A 26,992-nucleotide genomic window follows, 5' to 3' on the forward strand; every position below is an offset into this window, starting at 1 on the left:
GCTAAAACGTGACCAATTCCAGATCAAAAGGTATTTCCCGGCGCTCTCTTCTTTGGGGTGCCGCGGGCGCTGCGGCAGCATTGCCGGTGGCGACCGGAATATTCCCCGGCCCATATATTGCACGGGCATCGGAGCTGAAGAAGATCAATGTCGGCTGGACCGGCTCCAGCATCTGCCACAACTCGCTTCCATCGGCGTTCCATAAAGGCTTCTTCCAGAAGCACGGACTGGAACCGGAGTTGCTTGCTTTTGGTGGCGGTAACGACGCCGTGCTGGAGGCCCTGTCCAGCGGCAAGATCGACGTGACCATCGGCTTCATCCTGCGTCTGCTCAAGCCGTTGGAGCAGGGCGCGAACATCCGCTTTACCGGCTCGGTGCACGGCGGCTGCATCCGCGTCGTCGCGGCAGAAGGCACGCCGGAAGTGGACTATGCCTCGCTCAAGGGCAAGTCCATCGGCGTCAGCAGCCTTGCCAGCCCCAGCAAGAACTTCCTGTCCGTGCAATTGCACAAGGCGGGTATCAATCCGCAGAGCGACGTCGAATGGCGCGTCTATCCGGTGGACCTCTTCGCCGAGGCGATCAAGAAGGGCGAGATCCAGGCCGCTGCCGACGCCGACCCCGGCACCTTCCTGCTGCTGCGCAACAACCGGGGCTTCCTGAAGGAAATCGGCGGTCAGGATACGGGCATCTATTCCGGTCTGTCATGCTGCGCGGTGACCGTCAGCAAGGCCTTTGTGGAGGAGCGTCCCAAGGACGCCGCCGCCGCAACTTACGCGCTGACGGAAGCGGCGCAGTGGGTCTTTGAGAATCCAGATGAGTCTTCGCTCGTTGCGGCCAAGTATTCGCCGCACCCCGCGCCGTTGTTGGCCGAAGTGATCCGCAGCCATCGCCACGATGTCAACTACACGGCCAACAGGCGTCTGCGGGATGAGGTGGCGATTTATGCCAATGACCTGCGTGAGGTTGGCGTCATCCGCCGCCGCACCGATCCGGAAGAACTGGCCAAGCGCGCCACGATCGACATCGAGGTCTGATCGATAGCGACATATGTCGCGGCGGCTTTCCCGGTGGTGCACAAGCCTCGGGGAAGCCGGCCGTTCCGGACGTCGACCGCTTCGCATCGCGCCGGAACGGTTGAAAAGAACGTGGAAAGTCAGGTGATCCCGTGAGCAACCACAGCGCCATCGAAACGATTTCAACAGCCGAAATTTCCCCGATCAAGCGGGCCTCAACCCTCTCCGCCAACCCCGAGTTGATCTACGCTGCGGGCGCATGGGCGGTGTCGGGCGTCATCACGCTTCTGTGGCCCAATACGCAGGAGTTCGAACGCACCACTGACCTTGCCGTGTTGCAATGGATATTCGCCGCCTTGCTGCTGGTCGTGCATGTTTTCAGAGGCCAACTGGCCGGGCTTTTTCGCAAGTTGCATTACAATGCGTGGCGGCTGGTCGCTCTTGCTGTCTTGTTGTCCATCTGGCAGGTGGCATCGGCCAAGCTGGGTCTATGGCCGCAGCCTTATTTTCCACCGCCTCAAGGCGTGCTGGATGCTTATATCAAGGATTACGTGCGGCTGGCGGATAGTATTCGCGCTTCGTTGATCCTGCTGTTCTTTGGTGTCGGCCTCGGGGCGCTCGCCGGGTTTCTGACGGGCTTGTCCACGGGCTGGTCGCCGCGTGTCGGCTATTGGACCATTCCTTTCCTGCGGCTGTTTGGGCCGGTGCCGGCAACGGCCTTGATCCCGATCGTGCTTTTTGTCTTCCCGACCAGCTTCAGCGGCGGTGCGTTCCTGGTTGCGCTGGCGACGTGGTTCCCGGTGGCGGTTCTCACGTGGTCCGGCGTCTCCAGTGTCGACTCCAGCTATTATGATGTCGCGAGAACACTTGGCGCGAAAGAACGTTTCCTGCTGCTGAAAGTCGCTATTCCGGCCACGCTGCCGCACCTGTTCGTGGGCCTGTTCATGGCGCTCGGCGGCGCAATTTCCGTGCTGGTCGTTGCGGAAATGCTCGGCGTCAAGGCCGGGCTCGGTTTCTATCTGGATTGGGCGCAGGGCTGGGCTGCCTATGGCCATCTTTACGGCGCGCTGATCGTCATGGCGGTGCTGTTTTCCGGGGTCACGACACTGTTGTTCTTCGTCCGTGATCGCGTGCTCGTGGGACAAAGCGGCGGCGTGCAGTGGTAGCACGCATTGCCTGATCCGGTTGCTTGCTCTGCCGATGCCTTCAATCGATGACGTGTTCAAATCAATAAAAATGCGGGTTTGCCATGAGTGATACGCTAGTCGAAACATCTGCCGCCGAAGTCTTGACGGCAGGATCGCCCCGTTTAGAGGCTTTGCTGGACACGATAGCGGAGGGTGCCGCCGAACGTGACCGCGAACGGATCCATCCGTATGATATCTTCGATCTGATCCGCCAGACGCGCCTCGGGGCGCTGCGCATTCGCCGCGAAGACGGTGGCGGCGGCGCGAGCTATAGAGACCTTTACGACACCGTGATCCGGCTGGGTGCGGCGGATTCTAATGTCGCTCACAGCCTGCGCAATCATTACGTTTTTGCAGAGCGTTACGCCCGCAATCCGCGTGACGCGCGCGAGCGCGAATGGCAACGCGCCGTGGTGGCGGGCAAGATTGTCGGCCTCGCCAATGGTGAGCTTGACAGCAAAAAGGTTGGCGGGCGCGTTTACGCAACGACCCTGACACGTGACGGAGACGGTTATCGTCTGTCCGGCACCAAATACTACAGCACCGGCACGCTGTATTCCGATCTGGTGCTGATCCGCGCCGTCGGGCCGGACGGCTCTTCCGCATCCGTCATCATCCCGGTAGATCGCGAGGGTGTTGAATTGGTCGATGACTGGGACGGTGCCGGCCAACGCCTGACGGGAACGGGCACAACCATTCTGAAAGATGTGCGCGTCGAGGAAGACGAAGTGGTCTATGACGCGCCGGGTGTCGGCTACGGTGTGGTTTACGCAAGCACGCTGCCGCAACTTTTTCTGACGGCCGTCAACGCGGGCATCTTGCAGGCACTGGCGCAGGATGCGGCGGCTCTCGTGCGGGAGCGTAGCCGCACCTTCCACCACGCCGCCGCGGAAACGCCGGCGCAAGACCCGCTGCTTCAGCAGACGGTGGGGCAGATTGCCAGCGCCGCTTTCGCCGCCGAGACGCTTGTTCTTGCCGCCGCAGATGAACTTGACCGTCTGGACGCCGCCAATGCTGCCGGCAAGGACACGGAAGAGCTGGCGTTGCAGGCTTCTTTGCGCGCGGCGAAGGCCAAGGTCGTCATCGATGAATTGGCGATCCGCGCTGGCGGGCAGATATTCGATGTCGGCGGAGCATCCGCGACGAAACGCTCACGCAATCTCGACCGCCACTGGCGAAATGCCCGGACGCTTGCGTCCCATAATCCGGCATCTTACAAAGCGGCCGCGATCGGCAACTATCACATCAATGGCGAACCTTTGCCGAAGCTCGGGTTCTTCTAAAATTCAGGCGGCACTGCCCATTAAAGCAGTGCCGCCCGGCAAATGTCTGGGAGCTGTTAGGGCGGATTGCTTATGCCATTGGCATAGTCGGCCCCCGCAACTGCGAGCTTTCTAAAGAGCGGGGCCGAACAATGCCTGCCGGAAGGTTTCCGCTTCAGGGGATGGCTCTTTCACCACACCTTTGTCGCGCAAAATCGGGATCACTTCTTCGGCAAAGCTGGCAAAGGAGTTGCCGCCCTTCAAGACGAAACCGTCCGACGCTTCGCTCTGGAACCACAGGGCAATCTCGTCGGCTATGGTTTGCGGTGTTCCGATCAGCGTGAAGTGGCCGAATTCGTAGATGCTGGACAGGACTTGACGCAACGTCACTCCCGGACGAGCAAAGTAGGGACGGAGCAGAAGCCCTCTGCTGCGGCGCCGCTCAACCTGGGTCAGTTCTTCCACGCTGGGGATCGCACTGGCCGGGATCGGGTCATCGAGATCAAGCTCGCTGAGCCTGAAAAGCGGAGCCTCGCGAACGACCTTATCCCGATATTTCAGCAGGTTCTTGTCGGTGAACTGGCTGTGATAAATCTCGTCCGCCTGCTTTGCCGTCGGCGCAATGAAGGCATTGAGGCCGGGCAGCACCTTGACGCTTTCGGCGCTTCGGCCATAAGACGTCACCCGTTGTTTGAGGTCGCGATAAAATGACAGCCCGGCATCGATATCCGGGGTGGCGGTGAAGACGATTTCGGCGTGGCGTGCGGCAAAATCCAATCCTTCCTCGGAAGCGCCTGCCTGCACGATCACCGGACGTCCCTGCGGACCGGGGGGAATATCGAGAGCTTGCTTGATGCGGAAGTATTCGCCATTGAAATCCGTTTCCTCGATGAAGTCACCATTGAAATGGTGGCCGGTCTCGTCATAGGAAACGGACCCTTCCTTCCAACTCTCCCAGAGTTTGTAGACGACGCGCAGGTATTCATCTGCCTTTTCATAACGTTCAGCCAATGGCAACAGCTTGCCCTCGGCAAAATTCTGTTCGCCGTAATAGGAGGTCACGACGTTCCAGCCGCTGCGCCCGTTGGACAGATTGTCGAGTGAGGTGAAATAGCGCGCGACGTTGAAGGGCTCGGTGAAAGAGGTGGATTCCGTCACGATCAGGCCGACACGCTTGGTGTGCTGCGACAGCGCGGTCAGCAGCGTCAGCGGTTCGAAGCCCGCACGCGGCCGCACATCCGCTTTCAACGGATCGAGGCCCAGGAAGTCCGGCTTGAAAATGGCATCGAAGCCTGCGCTTTCGGCAAGCTTCGCGTGGTTGATGAAATTCTCGATCTTGAAGCGATGAGGGTCACGCTGGGCCGCCAGATCGCCCTGATAAAACGAGTTGGGATCGGCGAACGCAACGAGTATGAGGCGATCACGGGGCGGGGACATCGGCGGCTCCTGTTATGCGGTTTTGACGAGCGAAAGGCGTGCGTATCCGGGCTGCGCAGCGGCGGACTGCGCGGCGTTGGCCGCAGGGATGGATTCCAGAAGCAGCCGCGTATAGGGCTCTGCCGGATTTTCGAAGATCTGATCCACCGGCCCCTGCTCGATCAGGCGGCCGTGCCGGAGTACGGACACGGTGTCGGCGACCTGACGCACGAGCGACAAATCGTGCGAAACGAACAGGTAGGTGAGGCCGAAACGCTCCTGAAGCGCGAATAGCGCTTCGACGATGCCGGCCTGCACCGTCACGTCGAGTGCGGATGTCGGCTCGTCCAGAACCAGCATTTTCGGCCGCAGCGTCAGCGCGCGTGCAATCGCCACCCGCTGGCGCTGGCCGCCGGACAGGGCCGCCGGACGCCGGCGCAACAAGTCCTCGCTCAATCCCACGGCGCTGATGGCTTCGTGCACGCGTTCATCGCGCTCCTGCCGGGAGCCGATTGCATAGCGGTCCAGCGGCTCGCGGACAATGCTCTTCACTTTCCAGGTGGGATCGAGCGACGTAAACGGATTCTGGTAAACGAGTTGCAGATCGCGGCGCAAATCGCGGAGCGCGCTTGTTGAACGTCCGTGGACACGCTGTCCGTTCACGGTGATGGCGCCGCTGTCCGGCGTGTCCAGCCCGAGCAGCAGACGCGCCAGCGTTGTCTTGCCGGAGCCGGACTCGCCCACCAGCGCGTGGGTGCGACCGCTCTGGAGCGAGAAAGACACATCGTCGACAGCGCGCACCTGCCGGTCGCCAGTGTCGAAAATTCTGGAAACCGATTGCACACGGATAAAAGGGTCGCCCGTGCCTTCTCCGGCATTGGCTCGCCGCTCCGCCGTGCGGAAACGAAACGGATTCAGGGAGGGAACGTCGTTCTGCAGCTTGCGCGTATAGTCGGATGACGGCTTGAGGAAGACGCGAGAGGACGGGCCGGTTTCCTGAACCTCACCGCCTTTGAGCACCACAACACTGTCAGCCCGCTCGGCGGCGAGCGCCAGATCATGGGTGATCAGCAGCAGGCTAAGGTCGAGCGAGGAGCGTAGTCTGGACAACAGATCGAGGATCCGCTTCTGGATGGTGACGTCGAGGGCCGAAGTGGGCTCGTCCGCAACAATCACCTCCGGCCTCGGCAAAACGGCGAGGCCGATGAGGACGCGTTGCAGCATGCCGCCAGACAGCTCGTGCGGATAGGAACGATAGATCCGCTCCGGCTCGGAAAGTCCGACAAGTTCCAGCGTCTCGAAGATTGCCGTCCGTTCGGCGGTGCGTCCGGACAGGTCCAGCAGGCGTGCGCTTTCATGGGCATGCGCGCCAATCGTGCGCACGGGATTGAGCGCATTCTGCGGATCCTGCGGTACGAAACCGATGGACCGTCCGCGCAGGGGGCGGAAGACGCGGTCACTCAGCTCAAGTAGGTTCCGGTCCTTGAACGAGATCCTACCGGCCGTCCGCGCCGTTTCCGGCAGCAGGCCGAGCACGGCTTTCGCAATGGTGGATTTTCCGGACCCCGATTCACCGATGAGGGCGAGCGCCTGTCCCTTTTTCAGCGCGAAGCTGGCGTTCTGCACCACGGTTTCGCCGCCGTAGGAGACGGAAAGCCCCTCGACATGCAATAGATCTGGCAAATCAATCGTGTACGGCATGTTCATGATAATCCGACAGGTCCAATTTTGTGGCGTCTCTGCGCTCGTCAGACAAGCGCATCAACGGCGCAGCCAGCGGCTGATGCGATTGATCGCGAGCACAGTTGCCACGATCACCAATGAGGGGGCAAAGACGAGCCACGGCGAGCTGGGATAATCCTTGCCGTTGGATACAAGCACGCCCCAGTCCGCCGCCGGCGGGGGATCGCCATAACCCAGAAATGCCAGGCCGGCGATGATCAGGATGCACGAGCCGAACTGAAGCACGGCCAATGCCAGAATTGAGCGGTAGGCGTTGGGTAGGATATGGCGCAGCAGAATATGCCAGCGCGAGCCGCCCAGCAGTCCGGATGCTTCCACGAACACGGACGTGCTGGCTTTCAGCGTTTCCGCGCGCATCACCCGGGCGAAGATCGCCACGGAGGCGATGCCTGTGGCGATGGCGACGTTGATCGTCTGGAAGCCGAAGGAACTGACGATGACGACCGCCAGCAGGAAGTTGGGAATGGCAAGCAACACGTCGATGAACCGCGCCACGATGACATCCGTCCAACCGGCGACGAAACCGCTGACCAGCCCCAGAAAACCGCCCACGACAAGGCCGATGCAAACCGCGATGGCGGCGCTGGTCACGGATGACCATGACCCATGCACGACGCGCGAGAAAACATCGCGCCCGAGATGATCGGTGCCGAACCAGAATTCACCACTTGGCGGCAGTAACTTGCGCGAGGTATCGCCGAAATAGGGATCGTATCCCGCGAACAGACTCGGAAACAGCGACCATGCGATCACGAGCGTCACGAACAGAAAGGACAGGATCACGGCGAGCGGCACGTCCCATGCTGCAAAACGGGTGCGGCGGCGTGTGACAGGAGTTGGAATCAGCAACGTCATTTCGCGACGGCCTCCGTATCGACGAGGGGCTCATCCGCGAGGGGCTCGCGCCCACGGTTTCGCGTGCGCAGGCGGGGGTCGAGCAGGGGGTAAACGAGATCGGCGATCAGGTTCACGATGACGAACACGGCCGCCGCGAGCGACACCACGGCCTGAATGACCGGATAATCCTGCGAGGACACCGCGCCCTGCACGAGCGAGCCAATGCCGGTGCGGCCGAAAATGGACTCCGTGATCAGGGAGCCTCCCAGAAGCTCGCCGATGGCCAGTGCGATCATCGTGACGACAGGTAGCGAGGACGGGCGGAACTGGTGATGGGCGAAAAGCTCGAAACGGCTGAGGCCGCGAGACCGCGCCACCGAAAAATATTCCTGCCGCGCCTCGTGGTCGAGATTGGCGATCAGCACTTCGGCAATCTGTGCGGAAACCGGGATGCCCAGCGCAATCGCCGCGAAAGCCGTCGCCGCGAAACTGTTAGGACTGGTGATGCGGAACAGGCCGAACTGAAACGCAAAAATCTGTATGAGAAAGATGCCGATAATAAAAGCCGGCACCGAGAGCGACGCGGCGGGCAGAAGACGCAGCAAGCCCTGGCCGTATCGCGGCGGCAGATTCTGCGATGCGAAAGCAAGCAGGAACGCCACCACCAGAGCAACGGCCAAGGCACTCAGCGCGAGCACCAGTGTCGAGGGCAGGGCGCTGAGGACCAACCCGGACACAGGCAGATTTGAGCGCAGCGATATCCCCAGATCGCCGACGACGAAACGCGACAGCGCGATCCACAATTGCTCCAGTACCGGCTTGTCGAGGCCGTAATAGGCGATGATCGGCTCAATATCGGCAGGCGAAAAGCCGTTTTCTGGATCGAGCAGCATATTGGTGATCGGATCGCCTGGCAGAACGTTGATGATCAGAAACGTAAAAGTATAGGCCAGCGCGATGACGACAATCGACTGGGCGAGACGGGCAATAGCGTAACCAATATAGTTGGATCGATGATTCATTCAGTACCGTGCCATACGAAGTCTTGCAGGATCCGATCCGCCGGGCGGTTTTTACCGCCCGGCGGGGATTGAAGTGCAATCAGGGCTCCAGCCATGCGCCGTAATACAGCGGGTAGGCCGCGCCGCTATAGACGTCGCCCTTCAGTTTGGGTGACTGGACGAAAAGACGCTGGATCAACTGGGTCGTTGGGATGAACAGCGCCTGTTCGAGCACGTGCTGCTGAACGTCATTGAGAATTTCAGCGCGCTTCTCGTAGTTGTCAGCATTGTCCACGGCATTGGCGAATGCGTTCAGTTTTTCGTTGGTCTGGTCATAGTTGAACCAGTTATCGCCGCCGTGCAGATCGGTCAGCACCCGGCCGGCCACACCGGCATCCAGGAAGCTGCGGCTGATCTCGACCAGCGGTACCGTGTCGTTGTTCCGCACCCGTGCGTTGAAGGTGGCGATATCCACAACGTTGAGCGTTACGCCCACACCGATCTCGCGCAGCTGCTGGACGATGAGTTCGTCAACCTGCTTCGAGGTGCTGACCCAAGGGCTGGCATAGAGGTTGAAGCGCAGTTTCTGGCCATCCTTGGTCCGGATGCCATCGTCGCCCACTACCCAACCGGCCTCTTCAAGCAACCGCTTGGACTTCTCGGGGTCGTAGGTCAGGAGGCTGCTGAAATCCCCGGCCTCGGGCACGTTCGCTTCCAGGAAGCTCTTTGCAGGGCCCCAATCTTCGGTGAACACCGTGTCGAGAATTTCCTGCCGGTTTATGCCGTGCTGGATCGCCTGTCGTACGGCGAGTTCAGAAAAGTGCGGCGCCTTGGTGTTGACGCGGAAGCCGCTGACAAAGCCGAGGCTTGGCGGCGCCACAACGGTCAGGCCCTTGCCACGCAGGCCGGCAAGCTCGTGCGGCGGAATGTTCAGCGCCACATCGGCCTGCCCCGCCTCAAGTGCGGAACCACGCAAGGCAGCTTCCTTGACCACCTTGAAGGTGATCTTGTCGAGGCTGGCCGGGCCGGAATGATCGATGGCCGCCGGACCCCAATCGTAATCCGGACGCTTGCGCAGCACGACGTTATCGCCCTCGCGCCAGGACTCGACGACGAACGGGCCGCTGCCGATCTGCTTGCTCAGATTGCCGAGTTCTTCCGGCTTCAGATTGAGGCTCGCGGGCGAGCGCAGCAATGTCTTGTGGTAACCAAGCGTCGGCAGGAAGCTCAAGGTCGGGGTGGAAAAGTTGACGCGAACGGTATGGTCGTCAACGACATCCGTGCCGGTATAGGTCGATGAGGGAAACAGCCCCAGACGCCCAATGCCGCGCTCGGGGTCACCCTTGGCCCAGATATCGATGTTCGCAGCCACCGCAGCCGCATCAAGCGGCGTGCCGTCCGAGAAGGTGACGCCCTTCTTCAGATGCAGGACGAAGCTGGAATAATCGTCGTTCACGTCCCAGTTTTCCGCAATCCAGGGCGTAGGCTCGCCCTTTTCGTTGACGTGCAGCAGCTTGTCAGCGATCTGGCCCCATACTTGGCCGGTGTAAATGTCGACCTTTTCATTCAGGCTCCAGCCGCTATCGAGGCTGGCCAGCAGAAAGGTGATCTCGCCACCGGGATTCCGCTTCGTGTCCTGCGCGTGCAGGGCAGTGAGCCCGGCGCTGGAAACGAGGCCGGCGGCTGCAATGATCGCGCCGTGCAGCAATTTGGTGAAGGTCCGACGATTTAACTGCATTTCGATGTCCTGAGCGTCAGTAAGGCTCTCAACCGGCGCTGCGTCGAGACGCGTCCGAGAGCATGCATGAAAATTCACATGCCAGGCATGTGTTTGCTGAAATTCATCATGGGCGGCCACCCGATAGACTATACAGTACATATAATCAGTGTATTTACTAGCCTAAAAACGGCAGCCGGCTTCGAAATCCGGGGATGTCTCTAAACGGTAGCGGAATGGTGCAGCGGAGGCAGAAAGGTGTCAGCGCAAGTCAGTGCTTTGCAAGTCAGCGCTTTCCGGCTGCCATAGTGCTGGCAATCTCCGCGTCGCGGGCGTATTGTCTCGACAGGCAGCAGGACAAGGAAAGTCCCGGATCATGAGCACGCGCGGTAGGGATGCCGGTATCGGCAATGAGAATGAAGGCAATCTGCCCGGACGCAGGGCGGGGCTTTTGGATCGCAGGTCGTTTCTGTTCGGCTCCGCTGCCGGTGTTGGCGCGCTTGGGCTGGCAGGGTGCGCGACGTCGTCAGACCGCTTTATGAGTTATGCCGAGGCGGAGCAGGTCTATGGACCAGTGCCGCACGAAAAATTCCCCATTCCGGCGGTTGATGTCCGGAAGGTGGATCCGAAATACTTCCGCCGGACGGTTCGCTTCGATACGAAGGAAGAGCCGGGTACGATCATCGTCGATCCGGGCAATTACTATGTCTACCGCGTTGAAGGCGAGGGAACGGCGACGCGCTATGGCGCCAATGTCGGCCGCGCGGGCTTCCTGTGGAACGGCGACGCTTACATTGGGCGCAAGGCCGAGTGGCCGATCTGGACGCCGCCGAGGGAGATGATCCTGCGTCAGCCGGAAGCGGCCCAATATGCGCGCGGCATGCCTGGGGGCCTCGATAACCCGCTCGGCGCCCGCACGCTTTATCTCTACCAGAACGGCGTTTACACTCTCTACACGATCTATGCCAGCAGCGCGCCGGAGACGATCGGCTCGGGGGTGACAAGCGGCTGTGTCGGTCTCCTCAGTCAGGATATGATCGATCTTTATAATAAAACGCCCGTGAAGACGAAAGTGATCGTTCTGCCGGCATAATCCGCAGGATCGCTACAACCCAACCTGTTCGATTTCCGTGTGCCGGTTTCCACCGATGCACGGGAGCCGTGATTTTGCGGGAGGATATGCGCTGGGCAAAATCCTGCCTCGGTGCAAAGCATGTCAGGGAAGGCGTACACTCCGCGACAGACCTCGCACAGGCGTGAGCACAAAGCTCCATGCTACCAAGTGATAAAGCAAACCACTTGCATGCCTCATAGTCTTTGCCATACTTATCGCAATTGATATAATAACATGCATAGTGAATTACATATATATTTTGTTTAATCGATGGAAATTATTGATTTGTGCAAATACAAGCCTGTATCGAGGCGCTTGGATTGGATGGTTTTCTTGATATATTGACCCGGTTTCCAAGCGCTAGATTTCTGCGAGATGCGGGATACTGCGCGTCCTGTCTCCTCGAAGGGAACCCTGATGACGAGAGAGGTTTTTATCTCTACGGAACTGGTCGAGGAAGATCAGCGTACCGACCTGTGGCGCGAGATCAGCAGGCCCATGTTCGAGGCTTTGCCCCATTCGGACGACAGAGGTTTATTCTTGTCCGGATCGGTCAGAGCTGTGCCGGTCGGTTCTCTGATGACGGCACGTTCCATTTTCAACCGGCAGCGATACAATAAGGACCGGCGCTTTATTCTCAATAGCGGCCTCGATAGCTATCTCGTCCAACTCGTAACATCTGGAGAGTTGGCGGGGGACTTCAACGGCGTCCGGGCTTCTGCGGGGCCCGGAGACATTCTCATTCTGGATTTATCCCAGCCCCTCAAGAACCAGGTGACGGAGGGGTCGCGGGTCAATATCGTCATTCCGCGCCAGCCGCTGGAAAAAGCTGTCAGCGGTAGAAATCTGCATGGCACGGTTCTCAAGAGGCACTGGCCCGTCACGCAATTAGTCATGACGTATCTGACGGGGCTGCACTCCGTCGGCACGCAATTATCGACCTTCGAGGCAGATGCGGCTCATGAGGCCGCTGTTACATTGATGGCCGCTGCCTTGAAAAACGATGAATTGGAGGCAGCAGGCAGTCACTCTGTACTCAAGATTGCGTTGCAGCAGCGGATTGTGACTTTTATCGATCAGAACATCAATTTGCCGGATCTGTCGCCCGAAACCATCATGCGTCGTTTTCATGTGTCCCGTTCTCATCTATACCGGACATTCGCCGATGATGGCGGGATCGCAAAAGTGCTGCGCGATAAACGTCTGGATGCTGCGTTTGTGGAACTGACGCGCAGGGATTCCGCTGCTCTCTCGATCACAGAGATCAGCTACAGATTCGGTTTTTCCAGCAGCAATCAATTTCTCAGGGGGTTCCGTGCGCGTTTTGGTATAACGCCAAGTCAGGCGAGGCAGGAAAGACAGGCATTACATTTGGAAAAAGCAGAGGGAAGCGCTCATCTCCTGAATTATTTTGCGACGCTTCGTGAGCGCGTCATTAAATAAAATTAGAAAAATATGATCGGATACAGTATTTTTTTATTTTTGTATTTTATATCAATTTAATTTTGACAATGTAAATTTTGCAATAAAAATGAATATTTTACGTTGGTGTGAGTTTTATTTCGTTTAGTAATTCGTGTCTGCACGCCGTTGAAGCGCGGGCATGGTCTGAATTTGGATTATGAGCGGCACGTCGTCGCTACTCGTCATCATTATATGACTCGGTCTGATCAAACCGTTTTTTAATCACAGACAGGGTTGTCTGTTTTTTGGCGAATTTGGCGCTGAATTACCATTATCATGCAACGATTCTCAATTTCCACAGGGGCGGATGATGTTTTCTGTCGTGGCGCCGGCTGCTGAATCGTCCCTGTGTCTCATTTTTATCGGCGTTATGTTCCAATTCCCGAGTAGATATATGAACTAAAGAGGCGCTGCATTTTTATATTTATTTTCTTATGTAATTAATTAATTTCAATCATAAATTAGTAAATAGATTTAAGTTTAAAAATTGTATAAGAAATATATTCATTTTTTATTATTATAGAATAAATCTCAAATACATATTGAATTTTGACAATCAGAGCGGGCGTATTCTATTTAGATTCATGCTGATTTTGGTGGTGGGTTCGAAATCCGCTGCTGTGGATGTTGTTTTTCGACCAATTATCGCGAGATGTAGCAAATGCGTAAGTTTTCTCCCCTTGCAAAACCCAGAGTGTCCAGCCCCTTACTGGAAAGTATCGCCATTCTGTCTCTTCTTGTCGGCATGGTGCATGTGATCACGCCGGCAGATGCACAGACTCATATCAACAGGAGCGCCTCTCTGGTCACATCCGGGCAGGTGTGGTCTAACGCGTTTTCAAGCAAAGCGGATGCTGCTTTGCGTGAAGAAAACGCTTAAAACCAATAAGATAGAGCATTTCTGCGTTTCAACGAAATGCCGAAATGCTCCAGGTCGTGACCTGAGCCTCTGAACTTTCTCCAGATTTTTGCAGACTCCATCGTATCAAGGAGACGCACGGCATACGGAAGGAGGCGCTCACGCTTCACGGACGAGCAGATCATCGGAATGCTGAACATGCGATGCCGGATCGGCAGGGCATCGTCATGAACCTGAAGAAGATGCGTCGCCTCTCCATGCCTCGTTGCGTTGTTAACATGCTGGCTATGCTAAGTTTTGGCCCCGCTTTTCCTTCTGCTGATGCACTTTATGCCTGCCGCATTCGGCATGCGATGTAAGCTGGCTCATGCATATCGTATTTCCAATTCCGGTGCAGTTTGCCCGTACCGGAACTGACGGGCGTTGATGTCGTCGATGCCCGACAGCGCGTCGGTCAGGTAAGCTGGAATCGCTGTGCTTTGCGGGCTGCCTTGTCACCAATCTTCTTGAATTCCGGAAGCCTGCCAAGATGCACTCCGAGACACCCCGCTCATGGCGTCAATGCAACATAAAGAAATGTTTATGTATGGTGGCTGTCTTTCTACATCGCCCCAATCAGAATGAGGCGGCCCGGCTCCAGAACGCGGATAGCGTGGGACATGCCTGCCGGAACCAAAAGATAGTCACCTGCGGCGCAAGTTTGCTCACTGCCCTCCAGTCGCACGGCAAAACGGCCGGAGAGGACGACCGCGAATTCGTCCGTTTCAGCTGCATGGGCGGGGATGTCGCCCGATACCTGCGCATCGATAATTGTCATGGCGCCAAGCTGCCCCACGACCTCACCGCGAAAGCCCGGCCCTTTGATGATCGGCTTGTCACTCATGCTCTGTTGTCCCTTTCTGCTATGAACAGGAAGCCGGTGCCGGAAACCTGCACTGTTTCAACAGGCGTGAGGCCGGCTTTCATGGCCCAATCGGCGAGGATGTCCGGTGTGTCGAACCGCATATTGTCCGCCATGCTGCGGGAGAAGCGCGCGATCTGCGGCCTGAACTCGGGCGGCACCGTGACAACCGCAACCCGGCCGCCCGGTTTCAGCACCCGGCTCATTTCGCGCAGGCTATCCTGCGGTTGCGGAAAGAAGAAAAAAGCGTTCAGGCAATAAACCTTGTCGACCACGGCATCGGCCACCGGCAGGTTCGCGGCATCGGCCTGTTGCAATGTCAGGCGTCCCTCGGCAATGGCGTTGGCGTTTAGCCGGCCGGTGTTTGCGATCATATCCGGGCTATGGTCGATGCCGATGGCGCGGCAGCCGCAAGCCAGCGCCCGCTTCAGAAACACCCCGCCGCCACAGCCGACTTCAAGGATCGTATCCGTCGGGCGGGGCGGTAGATGTCGCAGCGTAAGGTCGAAACCGGCCTTGTGGCCAAACGGGAAGCGATAGAACAGGTAGCCGAGCAACCCGCCCGGCCTGCGGGCAATACGGTCGATCAGCGTGGGAGAGAGCGAAATCATGGAATGAGCGTCTATAGCTGGAGATATGGAAACAGCGTGATGGAAACCGCGCAGGCGTCTTCAACGGCCCACGGGAATGGAGCGCGCCGCGCGGGAGACGAACACAACCGCAAACAGAAGCGCCACCACAGCCCCGGCAAAAGTGGGGGCGTAGCCCGAGCGTCCGGCGATCCAGACCACCAGTCCGGCGATCACCATTTCACCCATGATATTGGCGCTTTGAACCACGGTGACATCCGTGCCCGCTTGCTTGCCGGCGCCGCCGAAAGCCATGATGATGGTAGCTGCCGACACGGCGATAAGTCCGCTCGCCACTGACAGTAAACCGATGGCAACCAGCACCACGGGCCAGCTTGCGGGCAGAACTGCGGCGGCGATCAGCCCCCAGATGACGAACGAGAATGCCGCTGTCAGCATGCCGGCGACCATGGTGCTCCAGCGGTTGCGAGCCGTCAGCACGCTGCCGAGCGGGCAGCCGATCACCATCATGATGATGCCGCTGATGGTTGAGACAAGCCCGGTATTGCCGATAGACCAGCCATTATCGACAAGGAAGATCTTGCTGACGCTCAAGCCGCCTGCGTGCGCGCCGCCGTAGATGAAGGCGAGGACAAGCAGCAGGAATATTCCGGGGCGTCGAAAAGTATCTGTCAGACGCGCGCGGGGTGTTTCTTGTCGCTGGCGCGCTGGTTCGCGCCATAGCAACGCGATGGCGACGGACAGCAGGGGGAAAAGAGCGAGCAGCAGAAATACGCCGCTTTGGCCCAGGCTATCGGAAGCCATCAGCACGCCGCCGCCACCCACCATGAAGCCGGCCATCAGGCCGCCGATCTGCAACGCGTTCGCCTGTGCCAGTCCGCGCCCGGCAAGCTGTTCTGCGGCGAGGCCATCGGTTGCGGTGTCTTGCGTCGCGCTGGCGATGGAGCCGATGACAAGAAGGGCGACTGCGAGCCAAAACCCGGCACCCTCGAAGGACACGAAGCCAAGCATGACGAGGCACAGCACCATGATCGCCTGCATGGGCACGATCCAGCTTTTGCGCCGTCCCAGGCGTGCAGTCCAGACGTTGTCCACCATGGGCGCCCATAGCGGTTTTATGATCCATGGCAGCGCCGCAAGCGGCACCAGCGCAATAATATCCATGGATACGCCGCTTTGACGCATTAGCACCGGCACGGCTTCCATGGATAACCCCATGGGCAGGCCCTGGGTGAAATAGAGCGCGCCGATCAGCAGGAAAAGCCGCGTCCGCCCGCTGGCCGTATCGTCAACCGGCAGGGCGGTGGATGAAGATGCATTCATCATTACCACTCCCGCGCGACGGTGACGCCGACCGTGCGGCCGGGTGCGGCAACGCCCATGGGGGTGCCGCTGTAGTTGAAGTAGTTCTTCAGGTAATGCTCGTCCGTGAGGTTCTTGGCCCAGAGAGTTGCTTTCCAGTCATCCTTCTCGAAGCCGACGTGCGCATCCAGCAGATGCGTGGCGGACTGGCGATAGGAGTTGTCCGAAGTGAAGGAATAGGAACTGCGGAACGCGTAATCGAGCCCGGCTTTCAGCAGCAGCCCGTTGGCCATCTCGTGGCGGAATAGCAGCCCGGCCGTGGCGCTGTGACGGGGCGCGAAGGGCAGGGGGTTGCCCGTGTAGTCCATGTCCATGACGGTATCGATGAAATCGTCATATGCCGCATCGGTGTAACCGTAGCCCGCCCGCAGACTGACTCCGCGCACGAGTTCCGCCGTGGCCTCGACCTCGAAACCCTTCGACGTGGCGGCAGCCGCGTTGCGGTAAACACGTGTGAAGGGCGTCGTATAGATGACCGCCTGCTGGTCTTTCCAGTCGATGTAGAACAGCGAGGCCGCCAGCGTGAAACGGCCATCGCTGGAGGTCGCCTTCGCGCCGACCTCGTAGGAGGTGGTGAGTTCGGGGTCATAGCGGTTGGCGGAGCCGTCATCCTCGATATACGGGCTGATGCCGCCGGATTTGTAGCCGCGGCTGATCTTGCCGTAGACGATGTTGCCATCGGAGAAATGGTAAGTGAGCGAGGCTTCAGGCGAGACATTGGAAAACGACACCGTATCCCGCACCCGGCCCGGCATGCCGAACATGTAGGTGCCGCTGGGTGTCGAGATTTCGCTCGTCGTTGATTTGTGATCGTAAGTGTAGCGCGCTCCTGCCGTGATCTCCAGCTTTGGCGTGAGGAAATAGCTCGCCTCGCCGAAAACCGAAATCGTATCGGCTGTCTGCTTGAAGGCGTCGCGGCTCATGAGATCGCGGGGAACTGCGGCAAGATCGAAGTACTGCGTGCCCTCGAACCGCTCGCGCATGTAGAAAACACCTGTATTCCAGCGGAAGTGCTCCTGCCCCTCCGGCGATGACAGGCGCAATTCCTGGCTGAACTGCCGCTGCGTATCCTTCTGACCCTGCACGATATATGGCGTTGGCGTGAAGTCGCCATCCAGGAAGCTCTTCATATGGTAGCTGCGGAAAGCCGTAATCGAGGTCAGCCGCGCGGCGCTGAAATCATGATCGAGACGCAGCGACACGCCGCCGCTATCCACGCGGTTCTCCGGCTTGAAGTCGTGGTCGGCCCATTTGTTGGAGGCCAGCGGCAGCGGAGCGTACCAGAGGCCGCCGTCACCCCTATCGCGCGTGTAGTCGCCGATAATCTTGATGCGGGTGTTGTCTCCCACCGCGCCGGCGGCGACAAAGCGCCCGAAAAAGACATCCGTGTCACTGACGCGGGATTGCGTAGGCAGGTTCCGGATATAGCCCTGATTGCCGCTCCATGCGGCAACGCCCCGTACCGCCAGATCTGTGCCGGTGATGGGGGTTTCGAACGCGGCCTTGATGCGGCTGTCGAGATGCGTGCCCAGACTTGCCGAAATCTCCCCGCCCGTTCGCTCTCCCGGCTCACGGGAGAGCAGGTTCACGGCCCCGCCGATGGTATTCTTGCCATAGAGCGTCGATTGGGAGCCGCGAACGATCTCGACCCGCTCCAGATCTTCCAGAATGACCGGGTATCCCAGCGGACGTGCAAGGTAGACGTCATCGAGGAACATGCCCACAGCCGGTTGCCGGTCGACGCCGCCGGCGATGCCCAGAGACGTGACGCCGCGAATGCTGAGCGGGCCGCCTTGGCCGTTGAACAACACGTTCGGCGCGCGGAATGCCGCGTCCTCCATCGTGTCGACGCGGCCCTTGCCAAGATCGCTGCCGGGAATCACGGTCACGGAGACAGGGGCGTTCTGAATTTTCTCCTCACGCCGGCGCGCCGTGACGGTAATCGCATCCAGCACAAGGGACTGTTCCACGGATTCGGCGGGGGCAGCTTCCTGTGCTTGCGCCATGCCGGCATCGACGGCGACGATGCCCGTCATCAGAGCCGTGGCGGCACGCAAAATTGAACGACGTCTTTTGATCATCATTGAAATTCCTCAAATTTATGAGGCATTTCATCTGATCGTCGCAGGCAGGACAACCCGCGTCCCGTTCGGGATTGCGGCAAAGTCGTTCGGGAAACGGCCTATCTGCGTCCGCCTGCCAACTGGGTGGGGGAGAGGCCGAAACGGCGGCGGAATTCCGTCGCGAAATGTTGCGGCTGATAGCCCACCTGCCGGGCGACATGGGAAATGGATGTTTCCCCGCCCTCCAGTAAAATGCGCGCCACATCGAGACGGTTCTGTTTCACGAAGCCATAGACGGTGGTGCCGAACAGTTCCTGAAAACCGCTTCCAAGCTTCTTGGCATTTGTGCCGACCCGGCGGGCCAACTCCGGCACGCTGGGTGGGTGACTGAGTTCCGCCAGCAGGATATCCCGTGCTTCGTGCAGCCGCGCGATATCCCGCGTGGACAGGGCAGCATTTTGATGCCCGTTGCCCTGTGTATCCGCGGCACTCACGACATGCGCGATCATTTCCAGCGCCTTGCCGGTCATGTAAAGGCGCCGTCCCGCGCCGGTCATCCGGCAGCCGAGCATCTGCCAGGCAATGGTGCGCGCCAGCTCCGGCAGAACCTGCATGGGTTCCGGGCCGCTCCGGGTGATGAAGGACAGCGCCTCTCCGCCAATAACCGGCTCCGCCGCATCGGCATCAAGCTGGATGAAAACGGCGGAAATCCGCCCATCTTTCATGGCCATGTGGTGCGTTGGCGTCGGTTCGCGGCAGGAAAACATCGTCGCTCCGCCATCGCGCCAGCGCCGTTCGCCAAACCGCGCTTGCTTCACGGAAAGATCGCCTTCCAGAAGCGTCCCGATCCAGTGGCCGGGGGCGGTCACGCTTTCCCAAACAGCGTGCCGGCGAGCAGGAGAGGTCTCAAGGAATACGCTGAGACCGCAGGAGCTGATGACCTCCAAGGCAATTCTCCAAAAATATAATAATGCCCGCGCAGCGAATCCCATGTTCAGCGCGTCAAATGACATCAGAAAAGATCAAGCATGTTGCAGCTCGATATCGAATCTGGCTCAGCATGTAATGGTGCTAATAAGTGCGGACATCACAAAGCTGATTTAATAAAATAGGTGCGTATAATATCTGTCAATCGCAATTTATATTATGTTGCAATGAATAAGTAATTTCAATTATATAAAATAATTCCAATTCTATGGAAGCTTCGCGAGTCTATGGAGTTATCTATCGCATGCTTTGCGCCGCACTGTTCGGTGACGGCCTGACGATGATGTTGCGGTTGTCAGTATCATTGAGAGACGCCGCCGCAAAAAAACGTGAGTCCACGAGCGCCAACGCACCGGTCTTGAGTTGACTGACGTCCTGTTGCGGTTCTTCGGGGCGGGCTGATGCACGCAAAGCCCGTCCTCGCAATATCAATGACGCCCCGCTTCAGGCCATCATGCGCACGTGCTGATCCCACAGGATCCAGATGGTTCCGCCGACCACGATGGCGATCATAATTGCGGTCAGGATCACAAGTCTCAGATCGTCCCGGTGAGATTTCTCATAGTCGATATGCAGGAAGCATCGCAGATGCACGGCGATCTGGATGATGGCCAGCACACCCAGCGTGGCGAGCATGCTTGCGGGTGGCAGCAGTTTCATCGCAACCAGCCCGAAGGAAATGATCGTCAGGATCATCGCCAGAACAAAGCCGACGATGAAGTTGAGCCGTTCGGATGCTTCGTCCTCGTTGCCGTTGACCGGCTGACCGCTTGGGAGATCGTTTCTCATGACACAACTCCGAAGAGATAGACCAGAGTGAAGATGCCGACCCAAACAACGTCCAGCATGTGCCAGAACAGGCCAAGGCGCAGCAAGCGCAGCTTGACGATGCCGGTGAGGCCGAAGACGCCGATCTGCACCATCAGCACCACCATCCACGCAATGCCGAACGACACGTGCGCGACGTGCGTACCCGTCAGCAGATAATAGGCGGACAGGAACCCGCTGGTCTGCGGCGTCGCGCCGTGCACGGCTATCATATTGGCGTAGTCGTGCAGTTCCATCGCCACGAAGCCGGCGCCAAGCAATCCCGCTATGGCAAGCCACAGGTACAGCCGGCCGATATTGCCGCGATACTTCATCTCCAGCGTGGCGAAGCCGAACGCGAAGCTGGACAGCAGCAGGAGAACGGTTTCCACGAAAGCGGAGCCGAGGTCGAAAATCTCGGCGGGCGATGGCCCCTGTGCTATGCCCTGCACGCTCATCGCCGCATAGGTTGCGAAGAGGGCGCCGAAGATCACGAGATCCGCCATCAGAAACAGCCAGAACCCGAAGACGACGCCTTCCGCTGCGCGGTGGACGTCCGGATCGGTGGCTCCAAGATTGATGCCGGGGTGGAGGTTGCGTGTCCGGGCCATGCTCATAGGGCGGCTCCCAGCGCTTGATGGCCGCCAGCCGGGGCGGGCCGTTCCTGAACAAGATCCGGTGCGGCCTTGCCCTTGTTCTGCGGGCTGAACTCAAGGTCACGGTCGACACCGGGTGCATTGCGAACCGCCGTGAGGAAAGCCTCGTTCTCGGCCCTCAAGGTGGCGGCCGGAATGACCTTCATCGTATTCGTATTGAAGGAGCGGGCGATGATGACGGCCCATGCTCCCGCAAATCCGAGGATGGCCAGCCACCAGATGTGCCACACCAGCGCGAACGCCAGCGCCAGCGCGGCGAGCCCGACCAGCGGGGCCGTCATCGAGTTACGCAGAACCTCGATGTCTTCGTAAACGGTGGGCGACCGATATGCTGTGCCGTTTTCCTTTTCCTCGGCGAACATATCGCGCGCATCGACTACCGGCAGCGCGGCGAAGTTATATTCGGGCGGCGGCGAGGCCGTGGACCATTCAAGCGAGCGTGCATCCCACGGGTCGCCCAGCGGCGCGGCCAGCTGCTCCCTGTTGCGGTAGGACACCACCACCTGCACGATGAGGTAGCCGACGCCGGCCACGATCAGCAGTGCGCCAAACATGGCGACGGCGAAATACGGCAGGTAGAACGGCTCCGACCAACTGACGGTGCGGCGTGTCGCGCCTGCCAGGCCGATGATGTAGAGCGGGAAGAAGGCCAGAATGAAGCCGGGCGCAAAACACCAGAACGCGCGCCGGCCAAGCCGTTCGTCGAGCCGGAAACCGAAGACCTTCGGAAACCAGAAGATGTAACCGGCGAAAAGCGCATACAGCACGCCGGGAATAATCATGTTGTGGAAGTGCGCGACCAGGAACAGCGAGTTGTGCACCTGGAAATCGACGGTCGGATTGGCCAGCAGGATACCCGTCATGCCGCCGATGATGAACACCACGATGAAGTAGATATGGAACAGCATGGGCGTGCTGAAACGAATGCGGCCCCGATACATGGTCAGCATCCAGTCATAGACCTTCACGCCGGTCGGGATGCCGATGATCATCGTCGCGATGCCGAAGGCGACATTCACGCCCGCGCTTTGCCCCATGGTGAAAAAGTGATGCAGCCACACGAGGAATGAAACGAAGGCGATGCCAATCGTTGCATAAACCAGCGAGCGATAGCCATAGAGGTTCTTGGCCGAAAAGGTGGGAACGACCTCGGACCAGACGCCGTAAGCTGGCAGGATGAGAATGTAGACCTCCGGGTGGCCGAACAGCCAGAAGAGGTTTGCATAATTCATCATGTTGCCGCCGTCGGCATTGGTGAAGAACTTGAACCCGACATAACGGTCGAGTGCCAGCATGGAGGTGGCCGCCGTCAACGGCGCCAGCGCGAAGAGCATCAGCACGGAAGCACAGAGTGTTGTCCACGAGAACAGCGGCATCCGCATCAGCGTCATACCGGGACAACGGTTCTTGTAGACCGTTGCCGTCAGGTTGATCGCCGTCATCGTGGAGCTGATACTGCTGAGCGTGACCGCCCATATCCAGTAATCGACACCGACGCCGGGACTGAACTCCAACCCGGTGTAAGGCGGATAGGCAGACCAGCCGCCGGTCGAAAACTCCCCGATTACCAGCGACGCCATCACCAGAATGGCGCCCGCGGTGGTCAGCATCAGGGAGATGGCGTTGAGCAGCGGGAAGGTGACATCCCGGGCGCCGATTTGCAGGGGCATGAGGTAGTTCATGAACCCGGTAATCATCGGCATCGCCACGAAGAAGATCATGATCGTGCCGTGCGTCGTGAACAACTGGCCAAAGTGATCGGGCGCGAGATACCCCGGCCCGTCATAGGCCGCCAGTTGCTGCGAGCGCATCACAGCCGCCTCGATGAGCGCGCGCAGGAACATGATGATGGCCAGCACGATGTACATCACGCCGATTTTCTTGTGGTCGAGGCTCGTCAACCAGTTTTTCCATAGCGGAACCCACCATCCCATCACGGACAGCAGGGTCACGACGGCAATCGCTCCAAGAATGACGATGCTGCCAGCGCCAAAGGCCACAAACTCGCTGGCCGAGGGGTTCTCGATGGCGCCGGCGAAGACGAAGGAATCCCAGCGCAGCTTGCCGAATACCGTGTCCCAGTTCATGGCTGCATCCCTGTGTGGCTGTGCGGGTGAGGTGCGCGTTCGGCTGTGTCGGTCCCGTGTGCCGCGCCGTGACCATGTGCTTCGCCTTGGCCATGTGCTTCGCCGTGCCCATGCGCGGCATTGACCATGTCTGGCGCGAAGCTGGCGATAACCCGATCGAAAAGACCCGGTTCGAAAGCCGAGTAGAAGGCCGGCTCATACGTTATCGACGGCTGCGCCAGCGCGACATAGGCTTCCCAATCCAGCGGGTTGCCGGCCGCGCGCTGCGCCTCGGCCCAGGCGTTAAACTCATCGGAGGTGACAACCGCTGTCGTGAACGACTGCGAGGCGAAGCCATTGCCGTTATACTGCGTGTTGCGACCGATATAATGGCCCTTGGTGTCGGCCAGGATATTCAGCTTGGTCTGCATGCCGGCCATGGCATAGATCTGGCCTGCGAGCTGCGGGATGATGAAGGATTGCATGACCGTGCCGCTGGTTAGGCGCAGGCTGACGGCCCGGCCTTCCGGGATGGCGAGGTAATCGACGGTTGCGATGCCCTGCTGCGGATAGAGAAACAGGAACTTCCAGTCCAGCATGACCACCTCGACCTCAAGCGGGTCGTCGCCCAGCGGGCGATAAGGGTCGAGTTTGAACGTATAGTTCCACAGGGCAATGCCGAGAAACGCCACGATAACCACGGGAAAACCCCAGATGATCGTCTCGACCACGGAGTTGAATTCCCACTTGGGGGTATAAGCGCCCTTGCCGCCACGCCGGTAACGAATGAGAATGATCGGAATGGCGATGAAGATCGGCACCAGAACCAGCATCATGATGGCGATGATGACGCCGAAATGATGCAGTTGCGTTTCCGCGACAGGCCCGGTCGGGTCCATGAAACCGCGGGCCGAAACGGGGCCGCTGGCGACGCCCGCCGGCTGAGCATATCCGCAGGCCGGAAATGAAAGAGCAAGGGCCGCGCTCGTAAGGCAAAACCGCCATACACGGTACATGACAATACCCCCGGTATAGTGAACCTGGCAGATGTCCGCATCCGTTATACAGTCGACAGACCGGCCGTTACGGGCGTGATCAATGTCGCATATGCGCAAGGATGCGGATCATCTTTATCGGACCGTCATACGGCCGGGACGCGCGTGAGGACGTCACGCCTGACGCATTCGATGGTCCAGATCCAGATTGTCGTGCCGACAACTTCCGAGACATAGCCTTCGAACGGAATGTTCCAGAACATCGGACCAATCCCGATGATCGGCAGCACGACCATGTGGGCGCCCAGTCCCATCACAAGGCCGAAGGGGATGCCGTGCAAGGTGCGGAAGATGGAGTTGGCGTTGACGAAAAGGCAGTAAACAACGGCGATCACAATGGAAAACAGAATGTGGACGCCATTACCGCCCCAATTCACCACCTGTTCGGAGAAGGTGTAGACCATCGACTGGGCATCGTAGCCGAAAAGTTCGAGAAGACCGATCGGCGGCGGCGTGACGCCCGGCAAGCGCGGGGGCAGAAGTGTTTCGACACCGGATTTGACAAGCGCCGAAATGAAACCGGCAACAATGCCGGCAAAAATCAGCGCGCCCAAGCCTCTTTTTGCATTGTCTCTGCCCGTTACTGCCAGGTTGACCATCGTATAAAACTCCCGCCAAAGCGTTTTCAAGCAGAGTGATGCCACTTTGCATGGAGAAAACGCGCTAAATCAAAAGGATAAAGCATCTCGATAGTCCCGCGGATTATCGAAATACGTGAGAGCGCAGTACACTCCGACCGGGTCAGACTGCACGCCCTGAGATTTATCCATGGCTATATCTCGCGCCAAATCCAACAGATAGACTTGAGCGCGCATCATTATGATGAGTGCAGTGTTGCATCCTGTAGGCTGCATCATGCATCAACGAGTATGTCATTTGTATAATTTTATGATAGTACACACGAATTGCATTCGATGTGTTGTTTTTGTGTACTATCCGAATGGATAACCCTGATGATTTTTAGCGTGCAAAGAGTAGATGCACCGGAAACCATGTATCTGCAATCGACATGCCGTGGAAGCATGAAATCGCCATTTAAAGTGTTTTCATGCAAAGTGGATGCATATTATCTTGACTATAACGTTTTCTATCTGTGAATGACTGTGTTTCTGCGTTTTTGATCGAACGCAGAAACACATGTCACGTCTATGCCGGCGCTTCTTGCCTCACCGGAAGAGGTTGGTGCGCGCCAGTTCCAGCACTTCGTCGCCGCGCCCGCTGAAGATGGCCCGCAGCATATAGAGGCTGAAGCCCTTGGCCTGTTCCAGCTTGATCGCCGGCGGAATAACGAGTTCCTGCTTGGCCGTCACCACATCCACAAGCACCGGCCCCGGATGTGCAAAAGCCGCGCGCAGAGCGTCATCGACATCAGCCGACTCTTCAACCCGGATGCCCTTGATGCCCATCGCGTTCGCCATGGCGGCGAAATTCGGGTTCTGGAGATCGGTGTTGGTGTCCAGATAGCCGCCGGCCTTCATTTCCATGGCGACGAACCCGAGCGAGCCGTTGTTGTACACCACCACCTTTACCGGCAGGCCGAGCTGGGACAGCGAAATGAAATCGCCCATCAGCATGCTGAAGCCGCCGTCGCCGGACAGCGACACCACCTGCCGGTCCGGCTGCGCCGCCTGCACGCCGATGGCCTGCGGCATCGCGTTCGCCATCGAACCGTGGTTGAACGAGCCGAGCAGGCGGCGCTTGCCGTTCATGCCGAGATAACGGGCCGCCCAGACGGTCGGCGTGCCGACATCGGCCGTGAAAACGGCATCGTCAGCCGCAAGTTCGCTGATCCTGCGGGTGAGGTATTGCGGGTGGATCGGCCGGCCAGCGGGGGAGGGCACGGCAAGGTCATCCAGATCTTTGCGCGCCTCGGCATAATGCTTCAGCGCCTTGTCGAGGAACTGGCGATCCGTCCGGTCGCTCAGCAGCGGCAGGAGCGCGTTGATGGTCTCGCCGACATCTCCGACAAGGCCCAGCGTCAACGGGGCACGCTTGCCGAGCGCGCCGGGGTCGATGTCGACCTGGGCGATGCGCGCGTTGTCCGGGTAGAACACCCGGTAGGGGAAGTCCGTGCCGAGCATCAGCACGGTGTCGCTGGACAGCAGCGCGTGATAGCCGGATGAGAAACCGATCAGCCCCGTCATGCCGACATCGAACGGGTTGTCCCATTCGACGTGCTCTTTGCCGCGCAACGCGTGGACGATGGGGGCTTTGAGCTTGTCGGCCAGCGCCACCACCTCGTCATGCCGACCGGCGCAGCCGCTGCCGGCCAGAATGGTGATGGCCTTGCCCTCGTTCAGCAAATCCGCCAGCCGCTGCACCTCTTCAGCCACCGGCACGATACGCGGCTGCGTCGGCAAGGCAGGCTTGGGAGTTGCGGACACCGTCGCGGGGGCAAGTGAAACGTCGCCCGGCAGCACGATCACCGACACGCCATTGCGGCCAACGGCGGTGTTCAGGGCGCGATGCAGCACCGCGGGCAACTGGGCGGGGTTGGACACCAGCTCGATGTAATCGGCGCACTCGCGGAACAACTCCTGCGGATGCGTCTCCTGAAAATACCCGAGGCCGATTTCCGACGAGGGGATATGCGAGGCGATGGCGAGCACCGGAACGTGATTGCGCTTGCAATCGAACAGGCCATTGATGAGGTGCAGGTTTCCGGGGCCGCAGCTACCGGCGCAGACGGCCAGCTTGCCGGTGATTGCGGCTTCTGCTCCGGCGGCGAATGCGGCGGTTTCCTCGTGGCGAACGTGCATCCATTCAATGCGGCCCTGCCGGTGGAGGCTGTCGTTGAGGCCGTTGAGGCTGTCGCCCGTCACACCCCAGATGCGCTTCACGCCGGCATCGGCGAGCGTTTCAGCGATAAGATCGGCAATGGTGATGGACACG

The 26,992-nt window shown here is 59.1% G+C and carries 21 protein-coding genes; 5 read left to right on the plus strand and 16 right to left on the minus strand.

Annotation, left to right across the window (positions count from 1 at the left end; all coding sequences use genetic code 11):
* Window positions 1–8: 8 nt before the first annotated feature.
* From FHS81_RS12570 to FHS81_RS12580, 3 genes are all read left to right on the plus strand, one after another.
* Window positions 9–1,034: an ABC transporter substrate-binding protein gene (locus tag FHS81_RS12570; protein ID WP_183753447.1), complete on the plus strand. Its 1,026-nt coding sequence runs from the start codon at window positions 9–11 to the stop codon at window positions 1,032–1,034.
* A gap of 131 nt (window positions 1,035–1,165) precedes the next feature.
* Window positions 1,166–2,179 carry an ABC transporter permease gene (locus FHS81_RS19285; RefSeq protein WP_343052484.1) on the plus strand — a complete coding sequence of 338 codons (1,014 nt, stop codon included), beginning with the start codon at window positions 1,166–1,168 and terminating at the stop codon, window positions 2,177–2,179.
* 83 nt (window positions 2,180–2,262) lie between these two features.
* Complete coding sequence (locus tag FHS81_RS12580) at window positions 2,263–3,483, plus strand: acyl-CoA dehydrogenase family protein (RefSeq protein WP_183753449.1); 1,221 nt, start codon at window positions 2,263–2,265, stop codon at window positions 3,481–3,483.
* Between the two features lie 111 nt (window positions 3,484–3,594).
* Here the strand turns inward: FHS81_RS12580 and FHS81_RS12585 are convergent, their stop codons facing one another.
* From FHS81_RS12585 to FHS81_RS12605, 5 genes are all read right to left on the minus strand, one after another.
* Window positions 3,595–4,899, minus strand: coding sequence for an NtaA/DmoA family FMN-dependent monooxygenase (locus FHS81_RS12585; RefSeq protein ID WP_183753451.1), 1,305 nt, complete (start codon window positions 4,897–4,899; stop codon window positions 3,595–3,597).
* A gap of 12 nt (window positions 4,900–4,911) precedes the next feature.
* Entirely contained in the window at window positions 4,912–6,579 is a 1,668-nt protein-coding gene (locus FHS81_RS12590) for an ABC transporter ATP-binding protein (protein WP_183753453.1), read from the minus strand.
* Window positions 6,580–6,639: 60 nt separating this feature from the next.
* Window positions 6,640–7,476, minus strand: coding sequence for an ABC transporter permease (locus FHS81_RS12595; protein WP_183753455.1), 837 nt, complete (start codon window positions 7,474–7,476; stop codon window positions 6,640–6,642).
* Window positions 7,473–8,480 carry an ABC transporter permease gene (locus FHS81_RS12600; protein WP_183753457.1) on the minus strand — a complete coding sequence of 336 codons (1,008 nt, stop codon included), beginning with the start codon at window positions 8,478–8,480 and terminating at the stop codon, window positions 7,473–7,475. The genes FHS81_RS12595 and FHS81_RS12600 overlap by 4 nt, the downstream gene beginning before the upstream one ends.
* Window positions 8,481–8,559: 79 nt before the next feature.
* Complete coding sequence (locus tag FHS81_RS12605; RefSeq protein WP_183753459.1) at window positions 8,560–10,197, minus strand: ABC transporter substrate-binding protein; 1,638 nt, start codon at window positions 10,195–10,197, stop codon at window positions 8,560–8,562.
* 355 nt (window positions 10,198–10,552) lie between these two features.
* Here FHS81_RS12605 and FHS81_RS12610 point away from each other — a divergent pair, with 355 nt between their 5' ends.
* Complete coding sequence (locus FHS81_RS12610; protein WP_183753461.1) at window positions 10,553–11,269, plus strand: L,D-transpeptidase family protein; 717 nt, start codon at window positions 10,553–10,555, stop codon at window positions 11,267–11,269.
* A 438-nt stretch (window positions 11,270–11,707) separates the two neighbouring features.
* A complete protein-coding gene (locus tag FHS81_RS12615) occupies window positions 11,708–12,733 on the plus strand; it encodes a helix-turn-helix domain-containing protein (protein ID WP_183753463.1) in 1,026 nt (341 codons plus the stop codon).
* A 1,481-nt stretch (window positions 12,734–14,214) separates the two neighbouring features.
* Here the strand turns inward: FHS81_RS12615 and FHS81_RS12620 are convergent.
* From FHS81_RS12620 to poxB, 11 genes are all read right to left on the minus strand, one after another.
* The gene (locus tag FHS81_RS12620; protein WP_183753465.1) at window positions 14,215–14,496 is read right to left on the minus strand and encodes a cupin domain-containing protein; all 282 of its coding nucleotides are present in this window, start codon (window positions 14,494–14,496) and stop codon (window positions 14,215–14,217) included.
* Window positions 14,493–15,125: a class I SAM-dependent methyltransferase gene (locus FHS81_RS12625; protein WP_183753467.1), complete on the minus strand. Its 633-nt coding sequence runs from the start codon at window positions 15,123–15,125 to the stop codon at window positions 14,493–14,495. Before FHS81_RS12625 ends, FHS81_RS12620 begins: the two co-directional genes overlap by 4 nt.
* 60 nt (window positions 15,126–15,185) lie before the next feature.
* A complete protein-coding gene (locus FHS81_RS12630) occupies window positions 15,186–16,430 on the minus strand; it encodes an MFS transporter (protein WP_210281673.1) in 1,245 nt (414 codons plus the stop codon).
* Window positions 16,430–18,550 carry a TonB-dependent receptor gene (locus FHS81_RS12635; protein WP_183753471.1) on the minus strand — a complete coding sequence of 707 codons (2,121 nt, stop codon included), beginning with the start codon at window positions 18,548–18,550 and terminating at the stop codon, window positions 16,430–16,432. The genes FHS81_RS12630 and FHS81_RS12635 overlap by 1 nt, the downstream gene beginning before the upstream one ends.
* A 98-nt stretch (window positions 18,551–18,648) precedes the next feature.
* On the minus strand, window positions 18,649–19,476 hold the full coding sequence (locus tag FHS81_RS12640; protein WP_183753473.1) for a helix-turn-helix transcriptional regulator: 828 nt from the start codon (window positions 19,474–19,476) through the stop codon (window positions 18,649–18,651).
* Window positions 19,477–19,960: 484 nt separating this feature from the next.
* Window positions 19,961–20,305 carry a cytochrome o ubiquinol oxidase subunit IV gene (gene cyoD, locus FHS81_RS12645; RefSeq protein ID WP_183753475.1) on the minus strand — a complete coding sequence of 115 codons (345 nt, stop codon included), beginning with the start codon at window positions 20,303–20,305 and terminating at the stop codon, window positions 19,961–19,963.
* The gene (locus FHS81_RS12650; RefSeq protein ID WP_246374995.1) at window positions 20,302–20,940 is read right to left on the minus strand and encodes a cytochrome c oxidase subunit 3; all 639 of its coding nucleotides are present in this window, start codon (window positions 20,938–20,940) and stop codon (window positions 20,302–20,304) included. The genes cyoD and FHS81_RS12650 overlap by 4 nt, the downstream gene beginning before the upstream one ends.
* Window positions 20,937–23,066, minus strand: coding sequence for a cbb3-type cytochrome c oxidase subunit I (locus FHS81_RS12655; RefSeq protein WP_183753477.1), 2,130 nt, complete (start codon window positions 23,064–23,066; stop codon window positions 20,937–20,939). The genes FHS81_RS12650 and FHS81_RS12655 overlap by 4 nt, the downstream gene beginning before the upstream one ends.
* A complete protein-coding gene (locus tag FHS81_RS12660) occupies window positions 23,063–23,944 on the minus strand; it encodes a COX aromatic rich motif-containing protein (protein WP_246374996.1) in 882 nt (293 codons plus the stop codon). Before FHS81_RS12660 ends, FHS81_RS12655 begins: the two co-directional genes overlap by 4 nt.
* Window positions 23,945–24,186: 242 nt before the next feature.
* Window positions 24,187–24,699: a DUF1440 domain-containing protein gene (locus FHS81_RS12665; RefSeq protein ID WP_183753479.1), complete on the minus strand. Its 513-nt coding sequence runs from the start codon at window positions 24,697–24,699 to the stop codon at window positions 24,187–24,189.
* Between the two features lie 567 nt (window positions 24,700–25,266).
* On the minus strand, window positions 25,267–26,991 hold the full coding sequence (gene poxB / locus FHS81_RS12670; protein ID WP_183753481.1) for a ubiquinone-dependent pyruvate dehydrogenase: 1,725 nt from the start codon (window positions 26,989–26,991) through the stop codon (window positions 25,267–25,269).
* Window position 26,992 lies beyond the last annotated feature (1 nt).

It is taken from the genome of Pseudochelatococcus contaminans (assembly GCF_014195635.1).
GTDB classification, from domain to species: domain Bacteria; phylum Pseudomonadota; class Alphaproteobacteria; order Rhizobiales; family Beijerinckiaceae; genus Pseudochelatococcus; species Pseudochelatococcus contaminans.

What these genes read in the sequence shown, in the direction of transcription:
- FHS81_RS12635 (WP_183753471.1), bottom strand. Translation starts at nt 18,550, where the DNA reads ATGATGATCAAAAGACGTCGTTCAATTTTGCGTGCCGCCACGGCTCTG.
- FHS81_RS12665 (WP_183753479.1), bottom strand. Translation starts at nt 24,699, where the DNA reads ATGGTCAACCTGGCAGTAACGGGCAGAGACAATGCAAAAAGAGGCTTG.
- FHS81_RS12620 (WP_183753465.1), bottom strand. Translation starts at nt 14,496, where the DNA reads ATGAGTGACAAGCCGATCATCAAAGGGCCGGGCTTTCGCGGTGAGGTC.
- FHS81_RS12590 (WP_183753453.1), bottom strand. Translation starts at nt 6,579, where the DNA reads ATGCCGTACACGATTGATTTGCCAGATCTATTGCATGTCGAGGGGCTT.
- cyoD (WP_183753475.1), bottom strand. Translation starts at nt 20,305, where the DNA reads ATGAGAAACGATCTCCCAAGCGGTCAGCCGGTCAACGGCAACGAGGAC.
- FHS81_RS12615 (WP_183753463.1), top strand. Translation starts at nt 11,708, where the DNA reads ATGACGAGAGAGGTTTTTATCTCTACGGAACTGGTCGAGGAAGATCAG.
- FHS81_RS12580 (WP_183753449.1), top strand. Translation starts at nt 2,263, where the DNA reads ATGAGTGATACGCTAGTCGAAACATCTGCCGCCGAAGTCTTGACGGCA.
- FHS81_RS12610 (WP_183753461.1), top strand. Translation starts at nt 10,553, where the DNA reads ATGAGCACGCGCGGTAGGGATGCCGGTATCGGCAATGAGAATGAAGGC.
- FHS81_RS12600 (WP_183753457.1), bottom strand. Translation starts at nt 8,480, where the DNA reads ATGAATCATCGATCCAACTATATTGGTTACGCTATTGCCCGTCTCGCC.
- FHS81_RS12585 (WP_183753451.1), bottom strand. Translation starts at nt 4,899, where the DNA reads ATGTCCCCGCCCCGTGATCGCCTCATACTCGTTGCGTTCGCCGATCCC.
- FHS81_RS12660 (WP_246374996.1), bottom strand. Translation starts at nt 23,944, where the DNA reads ATGGACCCGACCGGGCCTGTCGCGGAAACGCAACTGCATCATTTCGGC.
- FHS81_RS12650 (WP_246374995.1), bottom strand. Translation starts at nt 20,940, where the DNA reads ATGAGCATGGCCCGGACACGCAACCTCCACCCCGGCATCAATCTTGGA.
- FHS81_RS12655 (WP_183753477.1), bottom strand. Translation starts at nt 23,066, where the DNA reads ATGAACTGGGACACGGTATTCGGCAAGCTGCGCTGGGATTCCTTCGTC.
- FHS81_RS12630 (WP_210281673.1), bottom strand. Translation starts at nt 16,430, where the DNA reads ATGATGAATGCATCTTCATCCACCGCCCTGCCGGTTGACGATACGGCC.
- FHS81_RS12625 (WP_183753467.1), bottom strand. Translation starts at nt 15,125, where the DNA reads ATGATTTCGCTCTCTCCCACGCTGATCGACCGTATTGCCCGCAGGCCG.
- FHS81_RS12605 (WP_183753459.1), bottom strand. Translation starts at nt 10,197, where the DNA reads ATGCAGTTAAATCGTCGGACCTTCACCAAATTGCTGCACGGCGCGATC.
- FHS81_RS12595 (WP_183753455.1), bottom strand. Translation starts at nt 7,476, where the DNA reads ATGACGTTGCTGATTCCAACTCCTGTCACACGCCGCCGCACCCGTTTT.